Here is a 24,714-nt window from a genome sequence, read left to right as displayed (position 1 = left end):
GTTTAAAGCTATATGCTGTGCTAGTCAAAACTTTTTTGGGTTCCGACCGCGACGACTCAAACGCTACTGTGACGCAGACACCACAAGGCGCGCGGCCCGAAAGGTCGCTCGCCCTTGTGGAAATGTTGAGGTTGCCGGGAGAGGCGGCCTGGGTAAGGCCGCCGAATCTTCAGCGAGTTGCAGCCAGTTCCTGTTGGACACTGGCGACAGTGCGAGGCCAAGGTTTACCAGCCTGGACCTTCGCTGGCAAGGCCTTGATGGCGGAAACAGCCGCATCACGGTTGGCAAAGCTGCCATAGGTGATGACATACAGCGGCTTGCCGTTGAGCACTTTCTTGAAATAGCGGTACTCGCCGCCCTGCTCCTTGACGAAGTTCTGGGCGGTGGCTTCCGAGCTGGTGCCAAGGATCTGCACCACGTAGTTGCTCGGTGCCTGGCCGGCGTACCAGTTGCCGCCAGCGGCCTTGGCCGGTGCCGCAGGCTTGGCCGCCGGCGCGGCGGGCTTGGCGGCCGGGGCCGGCGTCGGCGCGGGCTTGGCGGTGGCCACCTGGGTCGGGGCCGGGGTTGGCTTGGCGGCCGGGGTCGGTACTGGCGTCGGGGCCGGACCGGCCGGCACGCCGGCTGGCGGCGCGGTGGTGGTCACGGTCGGCGGCGTGTCGCTGCTGTCGTCGATCGGCGGTGCCGCGCCATCGTCACCCTCGGTGATTCCGCCGGCGGCTTCGGCCAGGGGCCCACGCATGACCGGTTGCGACTGGCCGACCAGCGGCAGCGGCATTGGCTGGGTGTTGCCGGCAAATTCCACCGCCGGTGCGCCGCCGTTAGGTTGTGGCGTGCCCTGGCCGAGGGGCAGTTGTGCCTGTTCGTTGGCAGGTGTGCCCGTGGTAGGCGCCTTGTTGCGCCCTGGCATCAGCCAGGCGGCAGCGACCGCGACCACGACCACGGCGGAAATCGCCAATACGTGTTTCTTCGGCATGTTGAACCCCATACTTGGACGCTTCACCGCGGAGCGGCTGGCGATCATGACTTCGATCAGAGCATCGCGGGCAACCTGGTTGATGTTGCCAGGCCAGCCGTCGGCGCTTTGGTGAATCTCAGAGATCTGATCGGCGGTAAAAAGTTCGATACCCCGGCCAGCCCCCTCAAGACGCTGGGCCAGGTATTCACGGGTCTCTTCCTCGGTGTAGGGCGCCAGTTCGATGACGTGGAACCGCTCTTCCTCGAGGCTCAGCTGATCCAGCTCGGCGATCAGCGACGACTCGCCGAACAGGAACACATGGGGACGGCCTTCCGGCGCGCCGGCCGCCAGGGCCAGCAGGGCTTCGAGGGCCGACTCGTCAAGTTGCTCGGCGTCGTCCACCAGCAGGTAGACTTCCTGCCCGGTCAGCGCCAGTTGCACGATCTGGTCGAGAATCGCACCGATTTCGGCCTGGGCCACATTCAGCGCCTCGGCCACCTGGCGCAACACACCCGCGGCATCGCCGGCGCCGCGGGCAGACACCACCACGCTCTGCACGGACTGCTTGTTGGTGCTGGCCACCAGGGCCTGGCGCAGCAAGGTCTTGCCGCTGCCCTGGGGACCGGTGACCACCAGCAGCAACTGGCTGTAACGCGCCAGGTGATGCAACTGGCCCAGCACCGGCTTGCGCTGGGCAGGGAAGAACTTGAAGCCCGGGACCCGTGGCGCAAAAGGGTCGTGACTCAACTGGAAATGGCCGAGGAACGCCTCGTCGGCATGCAAACTAGTCATCGGAATCTTATTAACCTTTAAGCTGAGCCAGGGCGCGGTAGTCCGCTCCCAGCGTGGCCTGTAGAACCTCTTTCGGATAATCGTCGGTCACTACCGCTTCGCCCATGCGGCGCAGCAGCACCAGACGCAGACGACCGTCGATCACTTTCTTGTCGATTGCCATGTGTTCGAGGAAATCCGCCTCGGTCATTTCCTCGGGCGGGATCACCGGCAGCCCGGCACGCTGGAACAGGCGAATGCCGCGATCACGCTCCTGCTCGCTGATCCAGCCCAGCCGCGCGGACATCTCCAGGGCCATGACCGTCCCCGCCGCCACGGCCTCGCCATGCAGCCAGACACCATAGCCCATGTGGGTTTCGATGGCGTGGCCGAACGTGTGACCCAGGTTGAGCGTGGCACGCACGCCCGACTCCCGTTCGTCGGCACCGACCACCGCGGCCTTGGCGGCGCAGGAGCGCTCGATGGCGTAGGTCAGGGCCGTCTGATCCAGGGCTCGCAGGCGGTCGACATTCTCTTCAAGCCAGCCCAGGAACGGCTCGTCGCAGATCAGCCCGTACTTGATGACTTCCGCCAACCCGGCGGACAGCTCGCGGGCCGACAGGGTGTTGAGGGTGGCCGTGTCGATCAGCACCACGTTGGGCTGATAGAACGCACCGACCATGTTCTTGCCCAGCGGATGGTTGATGCCGGTCTTGCCGCCCACCGAGGAGTCGACCTGGGACAGCAGCGTGGTAGGGATCTGGATGAAATCGACGCCGCGCTGGTAGCAGGCGGCGGCAAAGCCGGCCATGTCGCCGATCACACCGCCCCCCAGGGCCACGACCGTGGTGCGGCGGTCGTGCCGCGCGCTCAGCAGGCCATCGAAGATCAGTTGCAGGGTTTCCCAGTTCTTGAACGCTTCGCCGTCGGGCAGTACCACGGAAATGACCGAATAGGCCGACAAGGTGCGAGCCAGGCGTTCCAGGTACAAGGGGGCGACGGTTTCGTTGGAGATGATCGCCACTTGTCGCCCGGCGATATGCGGCGCCAGCAGTTCAGGCTGGTCCAGCAAACCTTCGCCAATGTGAATCGGGTAGCTGCGCTCGCCCAGGTCGACCTTAAGTGTCTGCATGTGTCCCCACAGTGAAGATGGAATCAGGCGTCCTGCCTGCAATTAACGAAAGTCCACGGTGATACGACGCCGCCCGATGGCCATACGCCACGCCCCAAGCGGGCCACGACGGGACGTCGAGGATAGCGCATTTCGCCAGGCGCATTAACGGGGAGGCAGTTGCTGCAAGCGCTCAAGGATGTCCAGCACCACCATCCGCGGCGGCCGTTCATCGGTTTCCACCACCAGGTCGGCGATCTCCCGGTACAGCGGATCACGCAACTCCAGCAGGTCGCGCAGGGTCTTGGCCGGATCGGCGGTGCGCAACAACGGCCGGTTTCGGTCGCGTGCCGTGCGACCGACCTGCTGTTCGACCGACGCGTGCAGGTAGACCACCCGTCCGCCGGCATGCAGCGCCCGACGATTGGCTTCGCGCATGACCGCGCCGCCACCGGTGGCCAGCACCACGCCCTCGAACGCGCACAGCTCGGCGATCATCGCCTGCTCACGGTCACGAAAGCCCGGTTCGCCTTCCTTGTCGAAGATCCATGGGATATTGGCGCCCGTGCGCAATTCAATTTCCTTGTCGGAATCTTTGAACGGCAGGCGCAGCTCTTTGGCCAGCAAACGGCCGATGGTGCTTTTTCCAGCCCCCATCGGCCCTACAAGAATCAAATTTCGCACAGAATCAACGACTCACAGCAATCGCCTGGTTGTTCATGATACGCGGAGTGAGGAACACCAGCAGCTCGGATTTTTTCTCCGAGACCACATCACGCCGGAAAAGGCGGCCAAGATACGGCACATCGCCAAGAAATGGCACCTTATCTACAACCTTGCTCTGAGTATTCGAGAAAACCCCGCCAATCACAATGGTCTCGCCGTCGTTGACCAGCACCTTGGCATTGACCTCGTTTTTCTTGATCGGCGGCACCTCCTGCACCTTGTTCAGGTAGTCGGGCTCATCCTTGGTGACCTTGACCTCCATGATGATGCGGTTGTCCGGCGTGATCTGCGGAGTGACTTCCAGCGATAGCGAGGCCTCCTTGAACGACACCGAGGTAGCACCACTGGAGCTGGCTTCCTGGTAGGGAATTTCCGTGCCCTTGAGGATCTTCGCCGTCTCCTTGTCGGAGGTCACGACCTTGGGCTGGGAAACGATTTCGCCGTTGCCGGTTTTCTCCATCGCCGTCAATTCCAGGTCCAGCAGGACGTTGTCGGTGATGAACGCAATGCCGATCCCCGAGGTGTTGCCTGACACACCCATGTCGACGAACGGCTGGTTGGTGCCCGTACTCCCCGGCGTGCCGATGGTCGTGGAAGTCCCGGACGTGACCCCGGAAGAGTTCCAGTTGCCCTGGTTCTGTATCGAACCGCCCCAGCGAACGCCCAGGTTCTTGTCGTAGTCGACGTTGGCCTCGACGATCCGGGCCTCGATCATTACCTGACGCACCGGGATATCCAACTGCGCGACGATCCGACGCAACTCGTCGAGCCGGTCCTGGGTCTGGTAGGCAATGATGTTGTTGGTGCGCTCATCGACCGTGATCGTGCCACGCTCATCGGCCTTGGCCTCGGCGCTGGTCACCGACTGGAACAGCTTGGCGATGTCCGCGGCCTTGGCATAGTTGACCTGCAGCAGCTCCCGGCGCAGCGGCGCCAGGTCGGCAATCTGCTTCTGGGATTCGAGCTCCTGGCGCTCACGCGCCGCAATCTCGTCGGCCGGCGCCACCAGCAGCACGTTGCCGACCTTGCGCTTGTCCAGGCCCTTGGTCTTGAGCACCAGGTCCAGCGCCTGGTCCCACGGCACATTCTGCAACCGCAGGGTGATGCCACCCTGCACCGTGTCGCTCGCCACCAGGTTCAGGTTGGTGAAATCGGCAATCAGTTGCAGGACCGAGCGCACCTCGATGTCCTGGAAGTTGAGGGAAAGCTTTTCACCACTGTAGGCAGCGCGATCGGCATTGCGCTTTTGCAAGTCCTCGACGGTCATGGGCCGAACGCTGACGGTGAGCTTGTTGTCGGTCTGGTAGGTCGAATAATCGAAGGTGCCACTGGGCTCGATGCTGATCGTCGCCCGGTCGGTGCCGGCACTGGCATTGACGAACTGCACCGGGGTGGCGAAATCCTTCACATCCAGGCGCACCCGCAGGGGTTCGGGCAGCTGCGTGCGGGCGAAATTGAGGATGATCTTGCCTTCACGCTCCTGGATATCCGGCGCGATGGCGGGGTCGGACAAGTCGATCACGACATTGCCCTCGCCCTGGGTGCCGCGCTGGAAGTCCACCCCGCGAATCGCCTTGCCCGCCGGCGCGCGGGCCTTCACCGGGGCCGCACTGGCCAGCGCCGGGCGCGGCGCCGCGGCGGCCGGCGCGGGGACTGTCGCAGGGGTTATCGCAGGAACCGCGCCCTTGCCCACCACCACGAACAGGTTGTTACCCTCGATGCGGGTGTTATACGGCGCCAACTGAGTCAGCCCTATGATCAGCCGGGTGCGATCCCCTGCTTCGACCACGGTGGCGCTGCGGGCATTGCCGCCGCCCAGGTCATGGCTCTTGCTCGCCAGTTGATTGGTGACGCCCGGCAGGTCCAGGGCGATCCGCGCCGGCTGTTCGGTGGTGTAGCCCCGCGGCGTCGGCGGCGGCCCGTCGAAGGAGAGTTTCAATTCGACGCGGTCGCCCGGCAGCGCCGCCACGTCCAGGGTCTTCAGGCCGGCCCCATGAACCATCGGTGATAAGAGCGCTATCCCTAGCGAAACACCAAAGGCTGAAAAAATCCTGTTCATTGTTGGGTTTCCACTAATGAGTGCTCTTTCAAGGGAATGGTCCGTGGTCGCTCCAGCCAGGCGCCCTCGCCATCGGGAACGATTTCGATCACATCGACCTCAGTGGCGGTAATGGCGACGATCCGTCCGTCGTTGCGCCCCAGGTAGTCACCAACCTTTAGCCGATGCACCCCGCTGGCGCCGCGCAGCAGCGCGAAGGAACCGCTGGCATTGGAGATCGTGCCGACCATTTCGAATTGCTCGATATTGAAGCCTTCCAGGTACTGCTTGACCCGGTTGGGATCGGGCCGGACGTTGCGCGAGCCCTGCTGGCGGCCCGCCTGGTCCACCCGGATCTGTCGGGAAAACGGGCTGCGCAGGTTGGCGGCGCTGTAGGTGAAGGTTTGCGCAGGCTTGAACGTCGGCGTCGGCTCGATCTTTCCGGGCGGACGCAGGCGCACTTCGTTCATGTAGGCATCCAGGTCGCTGAAACCGTCGTCGTTGTTGCAGCCCGTCAATGCCAGCAGGCCCGCCAGCAGGCAAACGCGAGACGCCGTGCTCATGGCTGCGCCTCCTGCTCGTTATAGCGGTAGGTCTTGGCCTGGATGCTCATGCGCAGCTTGGCGCCCGCCTCGGGCTCCATGGGCGCGATCTCGAAATCGTGCAGCGTGACGATCCGGGGCAACCCGGCCACGCCGCTGACGAACGTCGCCAGGTCATGGTAGCCGCCGGTGACGGTGATCTGGATCGGCAACTCGATGTAGAACGGCTGGGTGACTTCCGGCAGCAGCTTGATTTCCTCGAACTCCAGACCGCTGCCCAGGCCGGTGCGAGTGATGTCTTCCAGCAGGCCCGGCACTTCGGTGTCGCTGGGCAACTGTCGCAACAGCACGCCGAAAGACGCTTCCATCTGCTTCATCTGCTCGGTGTAACGCTCAAGGTTCGCCGCCATGTGGGCCTTGCCCGCGAATTGTTCCTTGAGGGTGTTTTCTTCCTCGCGCACCTGCTGCAGCTGGTTCTCCAGGTCACTCAAGGCAAAGTTGTAGCCCAACCCCAGCACCATGGCCACCAGCAGGATGCCCGCCAGCCATTTGATCGGTGCCGGCCAGGAACCGACGTTATTGGTGTCGAGCTCGCGCAAATCGACCTTGCGCAGGGCCTCCAGCCATTCCCCCGGCTTCATTGGGCGTCCTCCGCATCGACTGGACGGGTCTGGCGGACCGTCAGCTGGAAAACGTTGGCCTGGTCAAGCTGACCGGCCGTGGTGGCCTTGACCTCGGTCAGGCTGGGGGTATCGAACAGGTCCGATGAATCGAGGTTGCGCATCAGGTCCGAGACCCGGTTGTTGGACTCGGCGGCCCCCTTGATGGAAAGCGTGCCGTCTTCCATCTTCACTTCGGTGAAGTAAACCCCGTCCGGCAGCGTCCTGGTCAATTGGTCGAAGATGCGCCCGCTGACGGGCCGGTTGCCTTGCAGGTCCTGGATGATGCGCATGCGTTCCAGCAACTGCTGGCGACGGGCCTTGAGGTCGCCGATCTGTTTGATGCGCTCGTCCAGCACGGCGATCTGTTCCGAAAGATGGGTGTTGCGGGCCACCTGATGGTCGATGGCGCTGTCGATGTATTGCACGGCAATCAGCGTCACGCCGACCGCGCCGACCAGCGCACCGACCAACGCCAGCAGGAAACGCTTGCGCCGTTCCTCGCGCAGTTCCTCGCGCCAGGGAAGGAGGTTGATCCGCGCCATCAGTCGAAACTCCTGAGGGCCAGCCCGCACGCGATCATGAGTGCCGGCGCGTCACTGGCCAGCGCACCGGCATTGACCTTGCTGCTCAGGGCCATGTTGGTGAACGGGTTGGCCACCTGGGTCGGCGTGCCCAGGCGCTGTTCGATCAGTCGGTCCAGACCGGTGACCGAGGCCGTGCCGCCGGCCAGCAGGATATGGTCCACCGCGTTGTACTGGCCCGAGGCGAAGAAAAACTGCAAGGAACGCGACACCTGCTGCACCAGCGCCTCGCGAAAGGGTTGCAGCACCTCGCCGACATAATCGTCGGGCAGGCCGCCCTGCTTCTTCGCCAGGCCGGCTTGCTCGGGCGTCAGGCCATAGCGGCGCTGGATTTCCTCGGTGAGCTGGCGGCCACCGAACAATTGTTCGCGGGTATAGATGATGCGCCCGTTGTGCAGGACGCTCAGGGTGGTCATGGTCGCGCCGATGTCGACCACCGCCACGGTCAGGCGCTCCTGGGAGGCAGCCAGTTGCGTGGCGAGCAGGCCGAACGAACGCTCCAGCGCATAGGCCTCCACGTCCACCACCCGGGCCGTCAGCCCGGCCAGCGCCAGCGCGGCCTCGCGGACCTCGACGTTTTCCTTGCGACAGGCCGCCAGCAGCACTTCGACCCGCTCGTCACTGCGCGGCGACACGCCCTGGACCTCGAAGTCGATGGCCACTTCATCCAGCGGATAGGGAATGTATTGGTCGGCCTCGATCTTGAGCTGGTTTTCCATGTCGTCGTCGGACAGGCCGGCGTCCATCTCGATGGTCTTGGTGATCACCGCCGACCCCGCCACGGCCACCGCCACGCTGCGCACGGGCGTCCTGGCCTTGACCAGAACCCGTGACAACGCCAGGCCTACGCCTTCGAGTTCGGCGATGTTCTTCTCGACCACGGCATTGGCCGGCAGCGGTTCCACCGCGTAGGACTCGACGCGGTAGCGCTCGCCCTGGCGGCTCAACTCCAGCAGCTTCACCGACGTTGAACTGATGTCGATCCCCAGAAGTGCATGGGTTTTTTTATTGAAGAGTCGTAGCACTACCAATTCCCTATGACTATCCGTGAGTTACGGACTCTCTAATATGCGTTGCGTTCAATCACTCCGGTCCGACGGACGTCCGGATGGCATTCCTGGCGAAAAAAAATGCTTATAATGCCCAGCGTTTTTTTCGCTTTGTTGCAAGCACGGGGCCTTCCCTGCACCTGGCGCCTTTTTCATTCTTTGCCTGGATATCCAAAAGCCTTGATTCGTCTGCTGAAATTTTTCGGATGGTCCATCATCGCCGTTTTCTGCGGACTGCTCCTGGGTCTGAGCGGTGCGTTTCTTTACCTTAGTCCGGGTTTGCCGTCCGTGGAGGCTCTGAGAAGTATTCAGTTGCAGATTCCCCTGCGGGTCTACAGCAGCGACAACAAGTTGATCGCCGAATTTGGCGAAATGCGCCGCACACCGATCCGTTTCGCCGACATTCCCCCCAATTTCATCAATGCGTTACTAAGTGCTGAAGACGACAATTTCGCCAACCACTACGGCGTCGATCCCGGCAGCCTGATGCGCGCAGCCAGCCAACTGGTCAAGAGCGGACACATCCAGTCCGGCGGCAGCACCATCACCATGCAGGTGGCCAAGAACTTCTTCCTGACCAGCGAGCGCAGCTTCTCGCGCAAGACCACCGAGATCCTCCTGGCCTTGCAGATCGAGCGGCAGTTGACCAAGGACGAGATCCTCGAGCTGTATGTGAACAAGATCTACCTGGGTAACCGCGCCTACGGCATCGAGGCGGCGGCGCAGGTGTACTACGGCAAGTCGATCCGCGATGTGAGCCTGGCGCAGATGGCGATGATCGCCGGCCTGCCCAAGGCCCCGTCGCGCTTCAACCCACTGGCCAACCCGGCACGCAGCAAGGAGCGGCGCGACTGGATCCTGGGGCGCATGTACAAGCTCGGCAAGATCAGCGAAAGCGACTACACCGCCGCGATCAACGAGCCCTTGAACGCCAGCTATCACGTGCCGACCCCCGAGGTGAACGCGCCCTACATCGCCGAGATGGCCCGTGCCGAAATGGTCGGCCGCTATGGCAGCGACGCCTATACCGAAGGCTTCCGCGTCACCACCACGGTGCCCAGCAACTTGCAGGAAATGGCCAACACCGCCCTGCACGAAGGCCTGATGACCTACGATCAGCGCCACGGCTACCGCGGCCCGGAATCGCGCTTGCCCGGCAAGACCCAGGAAGCCTGGGCCCTGGAGCTGACCAAGCAACGCACCATCAGCGGCCTGGAGCCGGCCATCGTCACCTCGGTGGACAAGGACGGGCTCAAAGTCCTGACCCGCAACGGCGAGCAGCAAGAGCATGTCGGCTGGGACAGCATGAAATGGGCCCGGCCGTTCCTGAACACCAACAGCATGGGCGCCAACCCTCGCCAGCCGTCGGACGTGGCCCAGGTCGGCGACCTGATCCGGGTGCAGCGCCAGGCGGACAATACCCTCAAGTTCAGCCAGATCCCGGCCGCCCAGGGCGCGCTGGTGTCCCTCGACCCACAGGACGGTGCCATCCGTTCGCTGGTGGGGGGCTTCGCGTTCGAGCAGAGCAATTACAACCGCGCATTGCAGGCCAAGCGCCAGCCGGGTTCGAGCTTCAAGCCGTTCGTCTACAGCGCTGCCCTGGATAACGGCTACACCGCCGCCAGCCTGGTGAACGATGCGCCGATCGTGTTCGTCGACGAGTACCTGGACAAGGTCTGGCGGCCGAAGAACGACACCAACACGTTCCTCGGGCCGATCCGCCTGCGCGAAGCGCTGTACAAGTCGCGCAACCTGGTGTCGATCCGCTTGCTGCAAGCGCTCGGCGTGGACCGCACCATCGACTACATCAGCAAGTTCGGCTTCAACAAGCAGGACCTGCCACGCAACCTGTCCCTGGCCCTGGGCACCGCGACCCTGACCCCGATGGAAATCGCCACGGGCTGGAGCACCTTCGCCAACGGCGGGTACAAGATCACGCCGTACATCATCGACAAGATCGAGAGCCGCAACGGCGAGACGCTGTTCGTGGCTAACCCGCCACGCGTGCCCACGGGCGAGCAGGCCAGTGATGGACTGGCCGCTCCGTCCACCGAGACGTTCACGGTCAACGCCCTGCCGGGCGAAGCCACGACCGCCCCAGGGGTGCCGCAAGCACCGGCCGTCGCCGAGCGCATCGTCGACGGACGCACCACCTACATCCTCAACAGCATGCTGCAGGACGTGATTAAGCTCGGCACTGGCCGTCGCGCCTTGGCCTTGGGGCGTACCGACCTGGCGGGCAAGACCGGCACCACCAACGAGTCCAAGGACGCCTGGTTCTCCGGCTACAACGCCGATTACGTGACCACCGTCTGGACTGGTTTCGACCAGCCGGAAAGCCTCGGTCGCCGCGAGTTCGGCGGCACCGTGGCGTTGCCGATCTGGATGAGCTACATGGGCGCCGCCCTGAAGGACAAGCCGCCCCACACCCAACCGGAACCCGAAGGCATCCTCAGCCTGCGCGTCGACCCGGTCAGCGGCCGTGCCGCCACCCCGGGCACCCCGGGGGCCTACTTCGAGCTGTTCAAGAGCGAAGACATCCCGCCGTCGGTCAACGAACTGGGCAATGGCGTTGCACCGGGCAGCCCGCTGCCGGCGGACGAAGCGGCGCCTATCGATCTGTTCTAGGAAAGCAGCGGCGAGCCGCAAGCTTCAAGTAAAGCCAAAGCAAGCACGGTAGGCTTCGCCTCTACTTGCAGCTTGAAGCTTGCCGCTCGAAGCTCATAAAAAAACCTGGCCGAGGCCAGGTTTTTTTATGAGCGACTGCTGTTAACCGTTGAACACGTCATCCACGCTCTTGAGCGGGTAGTTCTTCGGATACGGCAGGGTCGCCACGCCCGTCTCGATCGCAGCCTTGGCCACGGCGTCGGAGATCAGGGTAATCAGGCGAGCATCCATAGGTTTCGGAATGATGTACTCACGACCGAATTCCAGCTTGATGCCGCCGTAGGCGTCGCACACTTCCTGAGGTACGGGCAGCTTGGCCAGTTCGCGCAGGGCGTTGGCCGCCGCGACTTTCATCTCTTCGTTGATGCGCTTGGCGCGAACGTCCAGGGCACCGCGGAAAATGAACGGGAAGCCCAATACGTTGTTGACCTGGTTTGGGTAGTCCGAACGGCCGGTGGCCATGATTACGTCGCTACGAGTCGCGTGGGCCAGCTCCGGGGAGATTTCCGGATCCGGGTTGGAGCAGGCGAACACGATCGGGTTCGGCGCCATGCGCAGCAGGTTTTCCGGGCTCAGCAGGTTAGGACCGGACAGACCGACGAAAACGTCGGCACCGTCCAGCGCTTCAGCCAGGGTGCGCTTGTCGGTGGCGTGGGCGAACACGGCCTTGTACTGGTTCAGGTCGTCGCGGCCGGAGTGGATCACGCCGGTACGGTCGACCATGAAGATGTTTTCGATCTTCGCGCCCATGCTCACCAGCAACTTCATGCAGGAGATGGCGGCAGCGCCAGCGCCCAGGCAGACGATCTTGGCTTCCGGCAGGGTCTTGCCGGCGATTTCCAGGGCATTGATCATGCCGGCCGCGGTCACGATGGCGGTGCCGTGCTGGTCGTCGTGGAACACCGGAATGTCGCACTGTTCGATCAGGGTGCGTTCGATCTCAAAGCACTCAGGCGCCTTGATGTCTTCCAGGTTGATGCCGCCGAAGGTGATGGAGATGCGCTTGACGGTGTCGATGAAGGCTTGCGGGCTCTCGGAGTCGACTTCGATGTCGAACACGTCGATACCGGCGAAGCGCTTGAACAGCACGCCCTTGCCTTCCATGACCGGCTTGGAAGCCAGTGGCCCCAGGTCACCCAGGCCGAGAATCGCGGTGCCATCGGAAATGACTGCAACCAGGTTGCCCTTGCCGGTGTACTTGTAGGCCAGTTCAGGGTCGCGGGCAATTTCGCGCACTGGTTCGGCTACGCCGGGGCTGTAGGCCAGCGACAGGTCGCGGGCAGTAGCGGTGGCCTTGGTGAGCTCGACACTCAGCTTCCCTGGACGAGGATTAGCGTGATATTCGAGAGCGGCAGTTTTCAGATCAGACATGTGGGCATTCCGCTTTTTACTGTGTTGGACAGACGGACCGCCGAGGATACGCGCCTCGCAAAGTCCCTACAAGACTGACCGGTCACCCCTGTCAAGCGCCCTGCCCTACGACTTTGGGCCAAGAGCCGCGAAACATAAGGGCTAGCTGCATACAATCAGCGCGAAAAATGTCTACAATTTTTATTCGGTCGTCACGTTCAGCATGGCCGGGTCGGTCAGCGGCAGCATCCAACGGGCTTGTCCGGGCTCGCGCCCGCCCCGTCGTGAACGGTCGACCACCCAGCCCCGCGCCTCGACCTGCCGGCCCTTGAGCCGTTCAAGGCTCGCCGTGTCGAATTGCCCCAGCAGATTGGGCGCAACGCGCAGCACAACCGAATCCTGCAATTCGATCCAAATCCCGCCGCGATTGCGCCTGACATCACTCACCCGTCCGCTCAGTACGGCGAAGCCCGGCGCCTGGATTTGCTGCGGCTTGAGCACCGGCGAGCGCTTCCACAGACCAAGTCCTGCCTCACGCGCCTGGCGTTCGGCCGCACGCTGACAGGCCACAAGGTCCACATTCGGCGCCACCGCCACGTAGAACCCCAAGCCTTCGGCGAGCAACTGCGCTTCAAGGTTCTGGCCATCGGCCCCGTAGACATGGGCCAGGGTACGGCCGTAGCGGTCCTTGCCTTCCTTGCCGGGCTGCAAGGCCACGCGCCCATCGCTGGCGGCCACCAGGGCTTCGAGCCGACGCCGGGCCGCCACGGCAAAGGGCTCGTCGGAACGCCCCTGCCGCCCCAGCTCGGGGCTGTTGAGGCCGATCATGCGTACATGGCGGCCATCGCTCAGGCGCAGGGTGTCGCCGTCCACCACGCGCTGGACCGTCGCCTGGGCAAGGCCCGCCGGTGCCGGACAGAACGCCTGGGCTTGCCCCAGCCAAATCGCGGACACAAAAAAGGCGCCCGCAAGGGACGCCTTTTTCATCAGTCTGGAGCCGTCGAGACGAACCTCCAAAATGATCAGCCTCAGGCCTTTTTGGTAGCGCCGAAAGCGCCGAAACGATCGGCGAACTTCTGAACGCGGCCGCCGGTATCCAGAGTCTTTTGCTTACCGGTGTAGAACGGGTGGCATTCGTTGCAAACGTCGATCGCCAGGGCTTTGCCGTAGGTCGAACGGGTTTCGAACTTGTTGCCGCAGCTGCAAGTCACGGCAATTTCTGGGTATTCCGGATGGATATCGGTTTTCATGGTGTTTCCTCAGGCTAGCGTGCCGCCACCCAACACTATTGTTGAATACCGCACGTAATTAGGCCGCGGATTCTACCAGACATCGCCAATCACGCAAGCTATGCCTTGTACCAACCGTCTGCTAGGCTCCCGGCCTCATGCACGATACCAATGTGGGAGCGGGCTTGCCCGCGAAGGCGGTGAATCAGTTTGCGGTAATGCCGACTGTGCCACCGCTTTCGCGGGCAAGCCCGCTCCCACAGGAATTGCGCCCAGCCTTTTGAACATGCCTGTCATTGAGATCCCCGCGTGCCCAACGCCATTCTGCGCCTTGCCCTGCCTTCGCCCCTGCGCCGCCTGTTCGACTACCGCGCTCCGGCCGGGGTCCCGCGCGCCCAGTTGCAGCCGGGCATGCGCCTGCGGGTGCCGTTCGGCCGACGGGAGATGATCGGGATCCTGGTGGAGGTCACCGACCACAGCGAAGTACCGGCCGACAAGCTCAAGCCGGCCCTGGCGCTGCTCGACGCCACGCCGCCGCTGCCGGCCTCGCTGTTCAAGCTGTGCCTGTGGACTGCCCAGTATTACCAGCACAGCCTCGGCGATACCTTGAGCTGGGCATTGCCGGTGCTGTTGCGCCAGGGTGAGCCGGCCGAGGCGCGCCAGGAGCGGTTCTGGTCGGTGGCGCCGGGCGCGAGCCTGGACGATCCACGCATCGCCCGCGCGCCGCGCCAGCGCGAGGCCTTGGCGACCCTGGCCCAGCACCCCCACGGCGTGGCGCATCAATTGCTGAGCAAACTGATGCTCAGCAAGGACAGCCTCGACCTGTTGCTGGCCAAGGACCTGGTCCAGGTAGACGTTCGCCGGCATGCCCCGGGCCTGCGCCATGAGCACTGGCTAGCCCAGCCGGAACTGCCGCTCAACACCGAGCAACGGGCCGCTTGCGAGGCGATCCGCGCAGGCTTCGACAGCTACCATGCCTTTCTCCTGGCGGGCGTCACCGGCAGCGGCAAGACCGAGGTCTATCTGCAACTGATCCGCCAGGCCCTTGAAGCCGGCAAGCAGGCCCTGGTGCTGATTCCGGAAATCAATCTCGGCCCGCAAACCCTGGCGCGCTTCGAGCAACGCTTCAACGCCCGGATCGCCCTGGTGCACTCGGCGGTCAATGACCGCGAACGCCTGGACGCGTGGCTCGCCGCCCGGGATGGCGAGGCCGACATCATCATCGGCACCCGCTCGGCCCTGTTCACGCCGATGAAAAACCCCGGCCTGATCATCATCGACGAAGAACACGACGGCTCCTATAAACAGCAGGAAGGCCTGCGCTACCACGCCCGCGACCTGGCGCTGGTACGCGCCCGCCAGGAAAACATCCCGATTGTCCTCGGTTCCGCGACGCCGTCCCTGGAAAGCCTGCACAACGCCTACACCGGCCGCTACGGCCTGCTGCGCCTGAACGAACGGGCCGGCGGCGCCAAACAGCCGCGTTTCCTGCGCCTGGACGTGAAAAGCCGTCCGCTGGACAGCGGTATTTCCGGCCCCATGCAGCAAGCCATCGGCCAGACGCTTGCCGCCGGCCAGCAGGTTTTGGTGTTCCTCAACCGCCGCGGGTTCGCCCCGACGCTGCTGTGCCACGACTGCGGCTGGATGTCCGGCTGTGAGCGCTGCGACGCGCGAATGACCGTGCACCAGCGCTCTGGCGAACTGCGTTGTCATCATTGCGGCCACTGCGAACGGGTGCCCCGGCATTGTCCGCAGTGCGGCCGGGTGGACTTGCGTCCGGTGGGCGCCGGCACCGAACGCGCCGAGGAACGCCTGGGCATCCTGTTTCCCGATTACCCGGTACTGCGGGTGGATCGCGACAGCACGTCGCGCAAGGACGCGATGAATCAATTGTTCGCCACGATCCAGAAGGGCCAGCCGTGCATTTTGGTAGGCACGCAGATGCTTGCCAAAGGCCACCACTTTCCACGGGTGACCCTGGTGTCGATCCTCGATGCCGATGGCGGGCTGTTCTCCGGTGATTTTCGCGCCAGCGAGCGCATGGCACAGTTGATTGTCCAGGTCGCCGGGCGCGCCGGGCGGGCGGAAGAGCCAGGCAAGGTCATCATCCAGACGCACCTGGCGGACCATCCGCTGCTGATCCAACTGACCGAACAAGGCTACTTCGCCTTCGCTGAACAAGCCTTGAGCGAACGGCGCAGTGCCGGCCTGCCGCCGTTCGCCCACCTCGCGCTGTTGCGCGCCGAAGCCCACAAGCCCGGGCAGGCCGAAGGCTTCCTCGACGAAGCCTGCAGCGAGGCGGAGCACCTGCTGGCGCAGCAGAATCTCACCGGGATCGAACTATTGGGCCCGGTGCCCGCTCCGATGGAACGGCGGGCTGGGCGTTATCGGGCACAGCTTTTATTACAGGCTAATGCCCGGGCACCGCTGCATCGCCTGCTGAGTGCCTGGCTGCTGGCGCTGGAACAGATGCCCAGCGGGCGCGCGGTGCGCTGGTCATTGGATGTGGACCCGGTGGATTTGTATTGATTGAGCAGATCGCAAGCTTTGCCCCCTGTGGGAGCGGGCTTGCTCGCGAAAGCGGTGGGTCAGTTGTGGTGATGTTGGCTGTGCCGCCGCTTTCGCGAGCAAGCCCGCTCCCACAGGTGGACCGAGTGCATCCAGGCCAGCAAGAATAGTCACCACACAGCCCCAACCGACCCGCTACAGTTGGCAAGCTCGCCTGGGCCACGGATAATGCCCAGTTTTTCCACCTGCGCCTCGAAGCGCCGCCGCGCCTGCGGTTGATAGAGAAGACCATGAAAGACACCATTCGCCAGCTCATCCAGCAAGCCATCGCCCGACTCGTCACTGAAGGTGTGTTGCCAGAAGGCCTGTCGCCGGCGATTCAGGTCGAAAACACCCGCGACAAGACCCATGGCGATTTCGCCAGCAACATCGCGATGATGCTGGCCAAGCCGGCCGGCATGAAACCGCGGGACCTGGCGGAGAAAATCATCGCCGCACTGCCGGCCGATGAAAACGTCAGCAAGGCCGACATTGCCGGCCCCGGCTTCATCAACTTCTTCCAGAACACCCAGGCCCTGGCCTCGCGCCTGGACGCCGCCCTGGCCGACGAACGCATCGGCGTGCGCAAGGCCGGCCCGCTGCAGCGCACCGTGGTCGACCTGTCGGCCCCCAACCTCGCCAAGGAAATGCACGTCGGCCACCTGCGCTCGACCATCATTGGCGACGGCGTGGCCCGGGTCCTGGAGTTTCTCGGCGACACGGTGATCCGCCAGAACCACGTCGGCGACTGGGGCACCCAGTTCGGCATGCTGATGGCCTACCTGCAGGAAAACCCCATCACCAGCGATGAGCTGTCGGACTTGGAAAACTTCTACCGCGCCGCCAAGCAACGCTTCGATGAGTCGCCGGAATTCGCCGACCGCGCCCGTGGCCTGGTGGTCAAATTGCAGGCCGGCGATGCCGAGTGCCTGGCGCTGTGGACCCGGTTCAAGGACATTTCCCTGTCCCACTGTCAGAAAATCTACGAACTGCTGAACGTCAAACTGACCATGGCCGACGTGATGGGCGAAAGCGCCTACAACGATGACCTGATCAACGTGGTCAACGACCTGCGGGCCAAGGGCATGCTGGTGGAAAGCAACGGCGCCCAGTGCGTGTTCCTCGACCAGTTCAAGACCGCCGACGGCGAACCGCTGCCGGTGATCATCGTCAAGGCCGACGGCGGCTATCTCTACGCCACCACTGACCTCGCCGCCGTGCGCTATCGCAACCGCGTGCTCGAGGCCGATCGGGTCCTGTACTTCGTCGACCAACGCCAGGCACTGCACTTCCAGCAGGTGTTCGAAGTGGCGCGCCAGGCCGGCTTCGTGACCCGCCCGATGGAGATGGAGCACATGGGCTTCGGCACCATGAACGGCGCCGACGGCCGCCCATTCAAGACCCGCGATGGCGGCACGGTGAAGCTGATCGACCTGCTGACCGAAGCCCAGGACCGTGCCTACACACTGGTCAAGGGCAAGAACCCGGACCTGGCCGAAGACGAGCTGCGCAAGATCGCCAAGGTCGTGGGCATCGATGCGGTGAAATACGCCGACCTGTCCAAGCACCGCACCAGCGACTACAGCTTCAACTTCGACCTGATGCTCAACTTCGAAGGCAACACCGCGCCGTACCTGCTTTACGCCTATACCCGCGTGGCCGGCGTGTTCCGCAAACTGGGCAAACGCTTCGAGGAAGTGGACGGCCGCATCGTGCTTGAAGCCGCCCACGAACAGGAGCTGGCGGCGAAACTGGCGCAGTTCGGCGAAGTGCTGAACAACGTCGCCGACAAGGGCACGCCCCACACCCTGTGCGCCTACCTGTACGATGTGGCCGGGTTGTTCTCCAGCTTCTACGAGAACTGTCCGATCCTCAGCGCACAGACCCCGGAGCAAATGCAGAGCCGCCTGCGCCTCGCCGCGCTGACCGGGCGTACGCTCAAGCAAGGCCTGGAATTGCTGGGCCTGGAAACCCTGGAGCGCATGTAAGTTGGCCGCCAAGAAAAAACCTGCACCCAAACGCGGCGCCAGTCGTTACCAGCCTCCTGCCAAGAAGCCGATTCCAGGCTGGTTGTGGATGGCCATCGGCCTGAGCGTCGGCGCGTTCATTGTGTTCCTGATGAAGCTGGAGCCGGGCCAGGGCGATGACGTCAAGCGCGTCCGCCAGGAGCAGCAGAAAGCCACGCGCATCGCCGAGGCCAACAAGACCCCGCCGAGCCCGACGCAACCGGTGAAGCCGAAATACGACTTCTACACCTTGCTGCCGGAATCGGAAGTCATCGTGCCGCCAGACGCCGTGCCGGAAAAAACCCTGCCGACGCCGCAAGTGCCGACGACGCCGGTGACCCCGGCCGAAGCGGCAAAGATCGACACCGCTCGCGCCCAGGCGGCACTGGCCGGCATCACGCCACCGCCGGCCCCGCCCGTGCAGAAAGCCGCGCCGGTGACCAAGTTCTTCCTGCAGGCCGGCTCGTTCCGCAAGGAAGCCGACGCCGACAAGGTCCGGGCGCAGATCATCCTGCTGGGCCAGTCCGTGTCGGTGGAATCGGGGACCGTGAAGGACGAGACCTGGTACCGGGTATTGGTAGGCCCGTACAGCAACCGGGAAGAGCTGACCAAGGCCCAGAAGCAACTGGCTGGCAGCGGGTTTAGCAACCTGTTGTTACAACAACGCCAGAGCCGCTGAACCAGGCGACACCAACCTCTGTGGCGAGGGGATTTATCCCCGCTGGGCTGCGCAGCAGCCCCAAAAGCTTGAAGCAATTAGCCTGACACTCCGATGACAAGCTTTGGGGCCGCTGCGCGGCCCAACGGGGATAAATCCCCTCGCCACAGGAGCGCTGAGCATCCACCGCACCACTCGTCCATTGCCTCACCCCGCAGTTGAAAAACCCCACCTCACCCCCATATGAGTTCCATCCGGGCATTTTCGCCCCGCTGCGTGGAGACTCTTCCCTTGACCACCATCGTTTCAGTCCGCCGTCATGGCAAAGTCGTCATGGGCGGCGACGGCCAGGTTTCACTGGGCAACACCGTGATGAAAGGCAACGCGAAGAAAGTCCGCCGCCTCTATCACGGTCAGGTCATCGCCGGCTTCGCCGGGGCCACCGCCGACGCCTTCACCCTGTTCGAACGTTTCGAAGGCCAACTGGAAAAACACCAGGGCCACCTGATCCGCGCCGCCGTGGAACTGGCCAAGGAATGGCGCACCGACCGCTCCCTGAGCCGCCTCGAAGCCATGCTCGCGGTCGCCAACAAGGACGCTTCGCTGATCATCACCGGCAACGGTGACGTCGTCGAGCCCGAGGACGGCCTGATCGCCATGGGTTCCGGCGGTGCCTACGCCCAGGCAGCGGCCAGCGCCCTGTTGAAAAAAACCGACCTGTCGGCGCGCGAAATCGTCGAGACTGCCCTGGGCATTGCCGGCGACATCTGTGTCTTCACCAACCACACCCAAACCATTGAGGAGCAGGATCTCGCGGAATAAGCCTGTCCCGGCCCCGTGCCACGGCTCATTTTTGCTTGAGGACCGCCAATTACTATGTCCATGACTCCCCGCGAAATCGTCCACGAACTCAACCGCCATATCATCGGCCAGGACGATGCCAAGCGCGCCGTCGCCATCGCCCTGCGCAACCGCTGGCGCCGCATGCAGCTGCCTGAAGAGCTGCGTGTCGAAGTGACGCCCAAGAACATCCTGATGATCGGCCCGACCGGCGTCGGTAAAACCGAAATCGCCCGCCGCCTGGCCAAGCTCGCCAATGCACCATTCATCAAGGTCGAGGCGACCAAGTTCACTGAAGTCGGCTACGTCGGCCGCGATGTCGAATCGATCATCCGCGACCTGGCCGACGCCGCGATCAAGCTTTTGCGCGAACAGGAGATCACCAAGGTCCGCCACCGCGCCGAAGACGCCGCCGAAGAGCGCATCCTCGATGCCCTGCTGCCGCCGGCGCGCATGGGTTTCAACGCCGACTCCGCCGCGACCCAGGATTCCAATACCCGCCAACTGTTCCGCAAGCGCCTGCGTGAGGGCCAGTTGGACGACAAGGAAATCGAGATCGAAGTTGCCGAGATGGTCGGCGTCGACATTTCCGCGCCGCCGGGCATGGAAGAGATGACCAACCAGTTGCAGAGCCTGTTCGCCAACATGGGCAAGGGCAAGAAGAAAAGCCGCAAGCTCAAGGTCAAGGAAGCGCTCAAGCTGGTGCGCGAGGAAGAGGCCAGCCGCCTGGTCAACGAAGAAGAGTTGAAGGCCAAGGCCCTGGAGGCCGTCGAGCAGCACGGTATCGTGTTCATCGACGAGATCGACAAGGTGGCCAAGCGCGGCAACGTCGGCGGCGCCGATGTGTCCCGCGAAGGTGTGCAGCGCGACCTGCTGCCGCTGATCGAGGGCTGCACGGTCAACACCAAGCTGGGCATGGTCAAGACCGACCACATCCTGTTCATCGCCTCCGGTGCGTTCCACCTGAGCAAGCCAAGCGACCTGGTACCTGAACTGCAAGGCCGCCTGCCGATTCGTGTCGAGCTCAAGGCACTGTCGCCGGAAGACTTCGAACGCATCCTCAGCGAGCCCCATGCGTCCCTGACGGAACAGTATTGCGCGCTGCTCAAGACCGAAGGCCTGAACATCGAGTTCACGCCCGAAGGTATCAAGCGCCTGGCGCAGATTGCCTGGCAGGTCAACGAGAAGACCGAGAACATCGGCGCCCGTCGCCTGCACACCCTGCTCGAACGCTTGCTCGAGGAAGTGTCGTTCAGCGCCGGCGACCTGGCCAGCACCCACGACGAAGCGCCGATCCTGATCGATGCCGAGTACGTCAACAGCCACCTGGGCGAACTGGCGCAGAACGAAGACCTGTCGCGGTATATCCTCTAGAGCTTCGAGCCTCAAGCTGCGAGCTGCAAGCAGGTCACCTCCAGCTTGTAGCTTGTAGCTTGTAGCTTGTAGCTTGTAAGCTGCTTGTATGACCAAACTCCCCACCGCCATCAACCTGCACAAAGCCTCCAAGACCCTGACGCTGAAATACGCGCCGGATGAGGAGTACCACCTGAGCGCCGAGTTCCTGCGGGTGCACTCGCCTTCCGCCGAGGTCCAGGGCCACGGCAAGCCCATCCTGCAATACGGCAAGCTCGGCGTCGGCCTGACCAAGATCGAGCCGGCCGGCCAGTACGCACTAAAACTGACCTTCGACGACGGCCATGACAGCGGACTGTTCACCTGGGACTACCTCTACCAGTTGGCGGTGCGCCAGGAAGACCTGTGGAACGATTATCTTGGCGAACTCAAGGCCGCCGGAAAAACCCGCGACCCGAACACTTGCGTCGTCAAGCTGATGCTCTAGCTCAAGGGCTGGCGCTTTAGGGCGAATTTTCTAGACTCATCTGCTTGAATGTCCGCCCGGCGAGGTCAATGACTGGCCTGCTTGCGAAAAAAATTAAACTCGGGTAACCAATGGAGCTGGCAAGTTCCCTGCAAAGGAACGGGCGAGTTCCCTTGCACATGTTTCCTCATTGGTCACGATGCGGAATTAACGGTCACCCGAGCAGCGTACTGGTATTGGCTGTGGCTTGCGGCACGGCGCCGGTACTCGTCTGACAATGGAGCGTCGTAGATGAGCAACAAGAACAACGATGACCTGAAGTACCAGGCCTCGGAAAATACCCTGGGGTTGAATCCTGTCGTCGGCCTGCGCAGGAAAGACCTGCTGGCCTCTGCTCGAATGGTGCTGACCCAGACCCTCAAGCAACCGTTGCACAGCGCCAAGCACGTCGCCCACTTCGGTGCCGAGCTCAAGAACGTCCTGTTCGGCAAATCCGAGTTGCAACCGGCCAGCGACGACCGTCGCTTCAACGATCCGGCCTGGAGCCAGAACCCTCTCTACAAACGCTACATGCAAACCTACCTGGCCTGGCGCAAGGAATTGCACGCCTGGATCGACGACAGCAACCTCGCGCCCCAGGACATCAGCCGCGGGCATTTCGTGATCAACCTGATGACCGAAGCCATGTCGCCGACCAACTCGGCGGCCAACCCCGCCGCGGTCAAGCGCTTCTTCGAAACCGGCGGCAAGAGCCTGCTGGACGGCCTGTCCCACCTGGCCAAGGACCTGGTGCATAACGGCGGGATGCCGAGCCAGGTCAACATGGGCGCGTTCGAGGTCGGCAAGAGCCTGGGCGTGACCGAAGGCGCGGTGGTGTTTCGCAACGACGTGCTGGAGCTGATCCAGTACCGCCCCATCACCGAGCAGGTCCATGAGCGGCCGCTGCTGGTGGTACCGCCGCAGATCAACAAGTTCTACGTATTCGACCTGAGCCCGGACAAGAGCCTGGCGCGCTTCTGCCTGCGCAGCAACGTGCAGACCTTCATCATCAGTTGGCGCAACCCCACCAAGGAACAGCGCGAGTGGGGCCTTTCAACCTACATCGAGGCGCTCAAGGAAGCGGTGGACGTGGTCACGGCCATCACCGGCAGCAAGGACGTGAACATGCTCGGCGCCTGCTCGGGCGGCATCACCTGCACCGCGCTGCTGGGCCACTACGCGGCCCTCGGCGAGAAGAAGGTCAACGCCATGACCCTGCTGGTGAGCGTGCTCGACACCACCCTGGACACCGACGTGGCGCTGTTCGTCGACGAGCAGACCCTGGAAACAGCCAAGCGCCATTCCTACCAGGCCGGTGTGCTCGAAGGCCGCGACATGGCCAAGGTCTTCGCCTGGATGCGCCCCAACGACCTGATCTGGAACTACTGGGTCAACAACTACCTGCTGGGCAACGAACCGCCCGTGTTCGACATCCTGTTCTGGAACAACGACACCACGCGCTTGCCGGCGGCGTTCCACGGCGACCTGATCGAGATGTTCAAGAGCAACCCGCTGACCCGGCCCAACGCGCTGGAAGTGTGCGGCACCCCCATCGACCTCAAGCGGGTCACGGCCGACATCTTCGCCCTGGCCGGCACCAACGACCACATTACCCCGTGGAAGTCCTGCTACAAGTCGGCCCAGTTGTTTGGCGGCAAGGTGGAGTTCGTGCTGTCGAGCAGCGGCCACATCCAGAGCATCCTCAACCCACCGGGCAACCCGAAGGCGCGCTACATGACCGGCGATGACCTGCCCGCCAAGGCCGAGGACTGGCAGGAGAACTCCACCAAGCACACCGACTCCTGGTGGCTGCACTGGCAAGCCTGGCAGGCCGAACGCTCGGGCAAACTGAAAAAGGCGCCCACGGTGCTGGGCAACAAGACCTATGTGGCCGGCGAAGCGGCGCCCGGCACTTATGTGCATGAGCGGTAATGGATGCAACTCGTCTGACGCGGAAGTGGACCTGCTCACGAATACATCCCGCCAGCCGACATTAATGCAAGGCCCGCACCGCCGGCGAACATAAAGCTCATGTTCACAGCGGATCCCATGTGGGAGCGAGCTTGCTCGCGATGACGGTGTGTCAGCCTACATGGCTGTTGGATGTGCCGCCGTCATCGCGAGCAAGCTCGCTCCCACAGGGAATCGGGAAAAATGAAAGATCGCGACATAACCCACAGGGCTTGAAGCATGCCGCAACCGTACATCTTCCGTACCGTCGATCTGGATGGCCAGACCTTGCGCACCGCGGTACGTCCCGGCAAGCCTCACTTGACGCCCCTGCTGATCTTCAATGGCATCGGCGCCAACCTTGAGCTGGTGTTCCCGTTCATCCAGGCCCTGGACCCGGACCTGGAAGTCATCGCCTTCGATGTGCCGGGTGTCGGCGGCTCATCGACGCCCAGCCGGCCGTATCGTTTTCCGGGCCTGGCGAAGCTCACCGCGCGGATGCTCGATTACCTCGACTACGGCCAGGTCAACGCGATTGGCGTGTCCTGGGGGGGCGCACTGGCCCAGCAGTTCGCCTACGACTACCCCGAGCGGTGCAAGAAACTGGTGCTGGCGGCCACGGCGGCCGGCGCGGTGATGGTGCCGGGCAAACCGAAAGTGCTGTGGATGATGGCCAGCCCGCGACGCTACGTGCAGCCCTCCCATGTGATGCGCATTGCCCCGCTGATCTATGGTGGCTCGTTCCGTCGCGACCCGGGGCTGGCGGCCAGCCACGCGGCCAAGGTGCGCTCGGCCGGCAAGCTGGGGTACTACTGGCAACTGTTCGCCGGCCTCGGCTGGACCAGCATCCACTGGCTGCACAAGATCCACCAGCCGACCCTGGTGCTGGCCGGCGACGACGACCCGCTGATCCCACTGATCAACATGCGCATGCTGGCCTGGCGCATCCCCAACGCCCAGTTGCACATCATCGATGACGGCCATCTGTTCCTGATCACCCGGGCCGAGGCGGTGGCGCCGATCATCATGAAGTTCCTGCAGGAGGAACGTCAGCGCGCGGTGATGCATCCGCATCCGTCGCCGCTGGGCGGCGGCTGACGCAGCCCATTAGCGCCTGGCAGGACGCCGGATCGCGCAACTACCCGAAACAGCGACTATGTTGTCTGGTTCGGTG

At 63.4% G+C, this 24,714-nt stretch carries 20 protein-coding genes; 9 read left to right on the top strand and 11 right to left on the bottom strand.

What is annotated here, in order from left to right:
- Positions 1 to 169: 169 nt before the first annotated feature.
- From V5F23_RS02080 to V5F23_RS02045, 8 genes are all read right to left on the bottom strand, one after another.
- A complete protein-coding gene (locus V5F23_RS02080) occupies positions 170 to 1,747 on the bottom strand; it encodes an AAA family ATPase (protein WP_212803300.1) in 1,578 nt (525 codons plus the stop codon).
- A 10-nt stretch (positions 1,748 to 1,757) separates the two neighbouring features.
- Complete coding sequence (gene aroB, locus V5F23_RS02075; protein WP_042731984.1) at positions 1,758 to 2,858, bottom strand: 3-dehydroquinate synthase; 1,101 nt, start codon at positions 2,856 to 2,858, stop codon at positions 1,758 to 1,760.
- A gap of 144 nt (positions 2,859 to 3,002) precedes the next feature.
- On the bottom strand, positions 3,003 to 3,521 hold the full coding sequence (gene aroK, locus V5F23_RS02070) for a shikimate kinase AroK (RefSeq protein ID WP_042731985.1): 519 nt from the start codon (positions 3,519 to 3,521) through the stop codon (positions 3,003 to 3,005).
- A gap of 4 nt (positions 3,522 to 3,525) precedes the next feature.
- On the bottom strand, positions 3,526 to 5,622 hold the full coding sequence (pilQ, locus tag V5F23_RS02065) for a type IV pilus secretin PilQ (protein ID WP_123579406.1): 2,097 nt from the start codon (positions 5,620 to 5,622) through the stop codon (positions 3,526 to 3,528).
- Positions 5,619 to 6,164: a pilus assembly protein PilP gene (locus V5F23_RS02060; RefSeq protein ID WP_047736133.1), complete on the bottom strand. Its 546-nt coding sequence runs from the start codon at positions 6,162 to 6,164 to the stop codon at positions 5,619 to 5,621. The genes pilQ and V5F23_RS02060 overlap by 4 nt, the downstream gene beginning before the upstream one ends.
- A complete protein-coding gene (gene pilO, locus V5F23_RS02055; protein WP_042731988.1) occupies positions 6,161 to 6,784 on the bottom strand; it encodes a type 4a pilus biogenesis protein PilO in 624 nt (207 codons plus the stop codon). The genes V5F23_RS02060 and pilO overlap by 4 nt, the downstream gene beginning before the upstream one ends.
- On the bottom strand, positions 6,781 to 7,347 hold the full coding sequence (locus V5F23_RS02050) for a PilN domain-containing protein (protein WP_042731989.1): 567 nt from the start codon (positions 7,345 to 7,347) through the stop codon (positions 6,781 to 6,783). The genes pilO and V5F23_RS02050 overlap by 4 nt, the downstream gene beginning before the upstream one ends.
- Positions 7,347 to 8,411, bottom strand: a complete 1,065-nt coding sequence (locus V5F23_RS02045; RefSeq protein WP_123579405.1) for a pilus assembly protein PilM — start codon at positions 8,409 to 8,411, stop codon at positions 7,347 to 7,349. Before V5F23_RS02045 ends, V5F23_RS02050 begins: the two co-directional genes overlap by 1 nt.
- A 204-nt stretch (positions 8,412 to 8,615) precedes the next feature.
- On the opposite strand from V5F23_RS02045, the gene V5F23_RS02040 reads away from it, so the two are divergent.
- Positions 8,616 to 11,063 (top strand): penicillin-binding protein 1A, encoded by a 2,448-nt coding sequence (locus tag V5F23_RS02040; protein ID WP_042731495.1) that lies wholly within the window; start codon positions 8,616 to 8,618, stop codon positions 11,061 to 11,063.
- Positions 11,064 to 11,204: 141 nt separating this feature from the next.
- On the opposite strand, the gene V5F23_RS02035 is transcribed toward V5F23_RS02040, so the two are convergent.
- The 3 genes from V5F23_RS02035 to rpmE form a co-directional block, all read right to left on the bottom strand.
- Positions 11,205 to 12,473, bottom strand: a complete 1,269-nt coding sequence (locus tag V5F23_RS02035; RefSeq protein ID WP_042731496.1) for a malic enzyme-like NAD(P)-binding protein — start codon at positions 12,471 to 12,473, stop codon at positions 11,205 to 11,207.
- A 180-nt stretch (positions 12,474 to 12,653) separates the two neighbouring features.
- Positions 12,654 to 13,439, bottom strand: a complete 786-nt coding sequence (locus V5F23_RS02030) for a thermonuclease family protein (protein WP_047736136.1) — start codon at positions 13,437 to 13,439, stop codon at positions 12,654 to 12,656.
- A 41-nt stretch (positions 13,440 to 13,480) separates the two neighbouring features.
- Entirely contained in the window at positions 13,481 to 13,702 is a 222-nt protein-coding gene (rpmE, locus tag V5F23_RS02025) for a 50S ribosomal protein L31 (RefSeq protein ID WP_042731498.1), read from the bottom strand.
- Positions 13,703 to 13,990: 288 nt separating this feature from the next.
- On the opposite strand from rpmE, the gene V5F23_RS02020 reads away from it, so the two are divergent.
- The 8 genes from V5F23_RS02020 (at position 13,991) to phaZ (ending at position 24,638) form a co-directional block, all read left to right on the top strand.
- Positions 13,991 to 16,210 carry a primosomal protein N' gene (locus tag V5F23_RS02020; protein WP_042731499.1) on the top strand — a complete coding sequence of 740 codons (2,220 nt, stop codon included), beginning with the start codon at positions 13,991 to 13,993 and terminating at the stop codon, positions 16,208 to 16,210.
- Positions 16,211 to 16,479: 269 nt separating this feature from the next.
- Entirely contained in the window at positions 16,480 to 18,216 is a 1,737-nt protein-coding gene (gene argS / locus V5F23_RS02015) for an arginine--tRNA ligase (protein WP_042731500.1), read from the top strand.
- A gap of 1 nt (position 18,217) precedes the next feature.
- On the top strand, positions 18,218 to 18,913 hold the full coding sequence (locus V5F23_RS02010) for an SPOR domain-containing protein (protein WP_042731501.1): 696 nt from the start codon (positions 18,218 to 18,220) through the stop codon (positions 18,911 to 18,913).
- Positions 18,914 to 19,183: 270 nt separating this feature from the next.
- Positions 19,184 to 19,714, top strand: a complete 531-nt coding sequence (hslV, locus tag V5F23_RS02005; RefSeq protein WP_007968352.1) for an ATP-dependent protease subunit HslV — start codon at positions 19,184 to 19,186, stop codon at positions 19,712 to 19,714.
- Between the two features lie 54 nt (positions 19,715 to 19,768).
- A complete protein-coding gene (hslU, locus tag V5F23_RS02000; protein WP_047736137.1) occupies positions 19,769 to 21,106 on the top strand; it encodes an ATP-dependent protease ATPase subunit HslU in 1,338 nt (445 codons plus the stop codon).
- An 88-nt stretch (positions 21,107 to 21,194) separates the two neighbouring features.
- Complete coding sequence (locus tag V5F23_RS01995; protein ID WP_042730508.1) at positions 21,195 to 21,572, top strand: DUF971 domain-containing protein; 378 nt, start codon at positions 21,195 to 21,197, stop codon at positions 21,570 to 21,572.
- A gap of 270 nt (positions 21,573 to 21,842) precedes the next feature.
- On the top strand, positions 21,843 to 23,522 hold the full coding sequence (gene phaC, locus V5F23_RS01990) for a class II poly(R)-hydroxyalkanoic acid synthase (protein ID WP_042730509.1): 1,680 nt from the start codon (positions 21,843 to 21,845) through the stop codon (positions 23,520 to 23,522).
- A gap of 258 nt (positions 23,523 to 23,780) precedes the next feature.
- Entirely contained in the window at positions 23,781 to 24,638 is an 858-nt protein-coding gene (gene phaZ / locus V5F23_RS01985) for a poly(3-hydroxyalkanoate) depolymerase (protein ID WP_042730510.1), read from the top strand.
- The last annotated feature ends 76 nt before the right edge of the window (positions 24,639 to 24,714 follow it).

This window comes from Pseudomonas sp. WP18 (assembly GCF_036689585.1).
GTDB lineage: Bacteria > Pseudomonadota > Gammaproteobacteria > Pseudomonadales > Pseudomonadaceae > Aquipseudomonas > Aquipseudomonas chlororaphis_E.
This window is presented reverse-complemented; position numbering and strand designations above follow the sequence as displayed.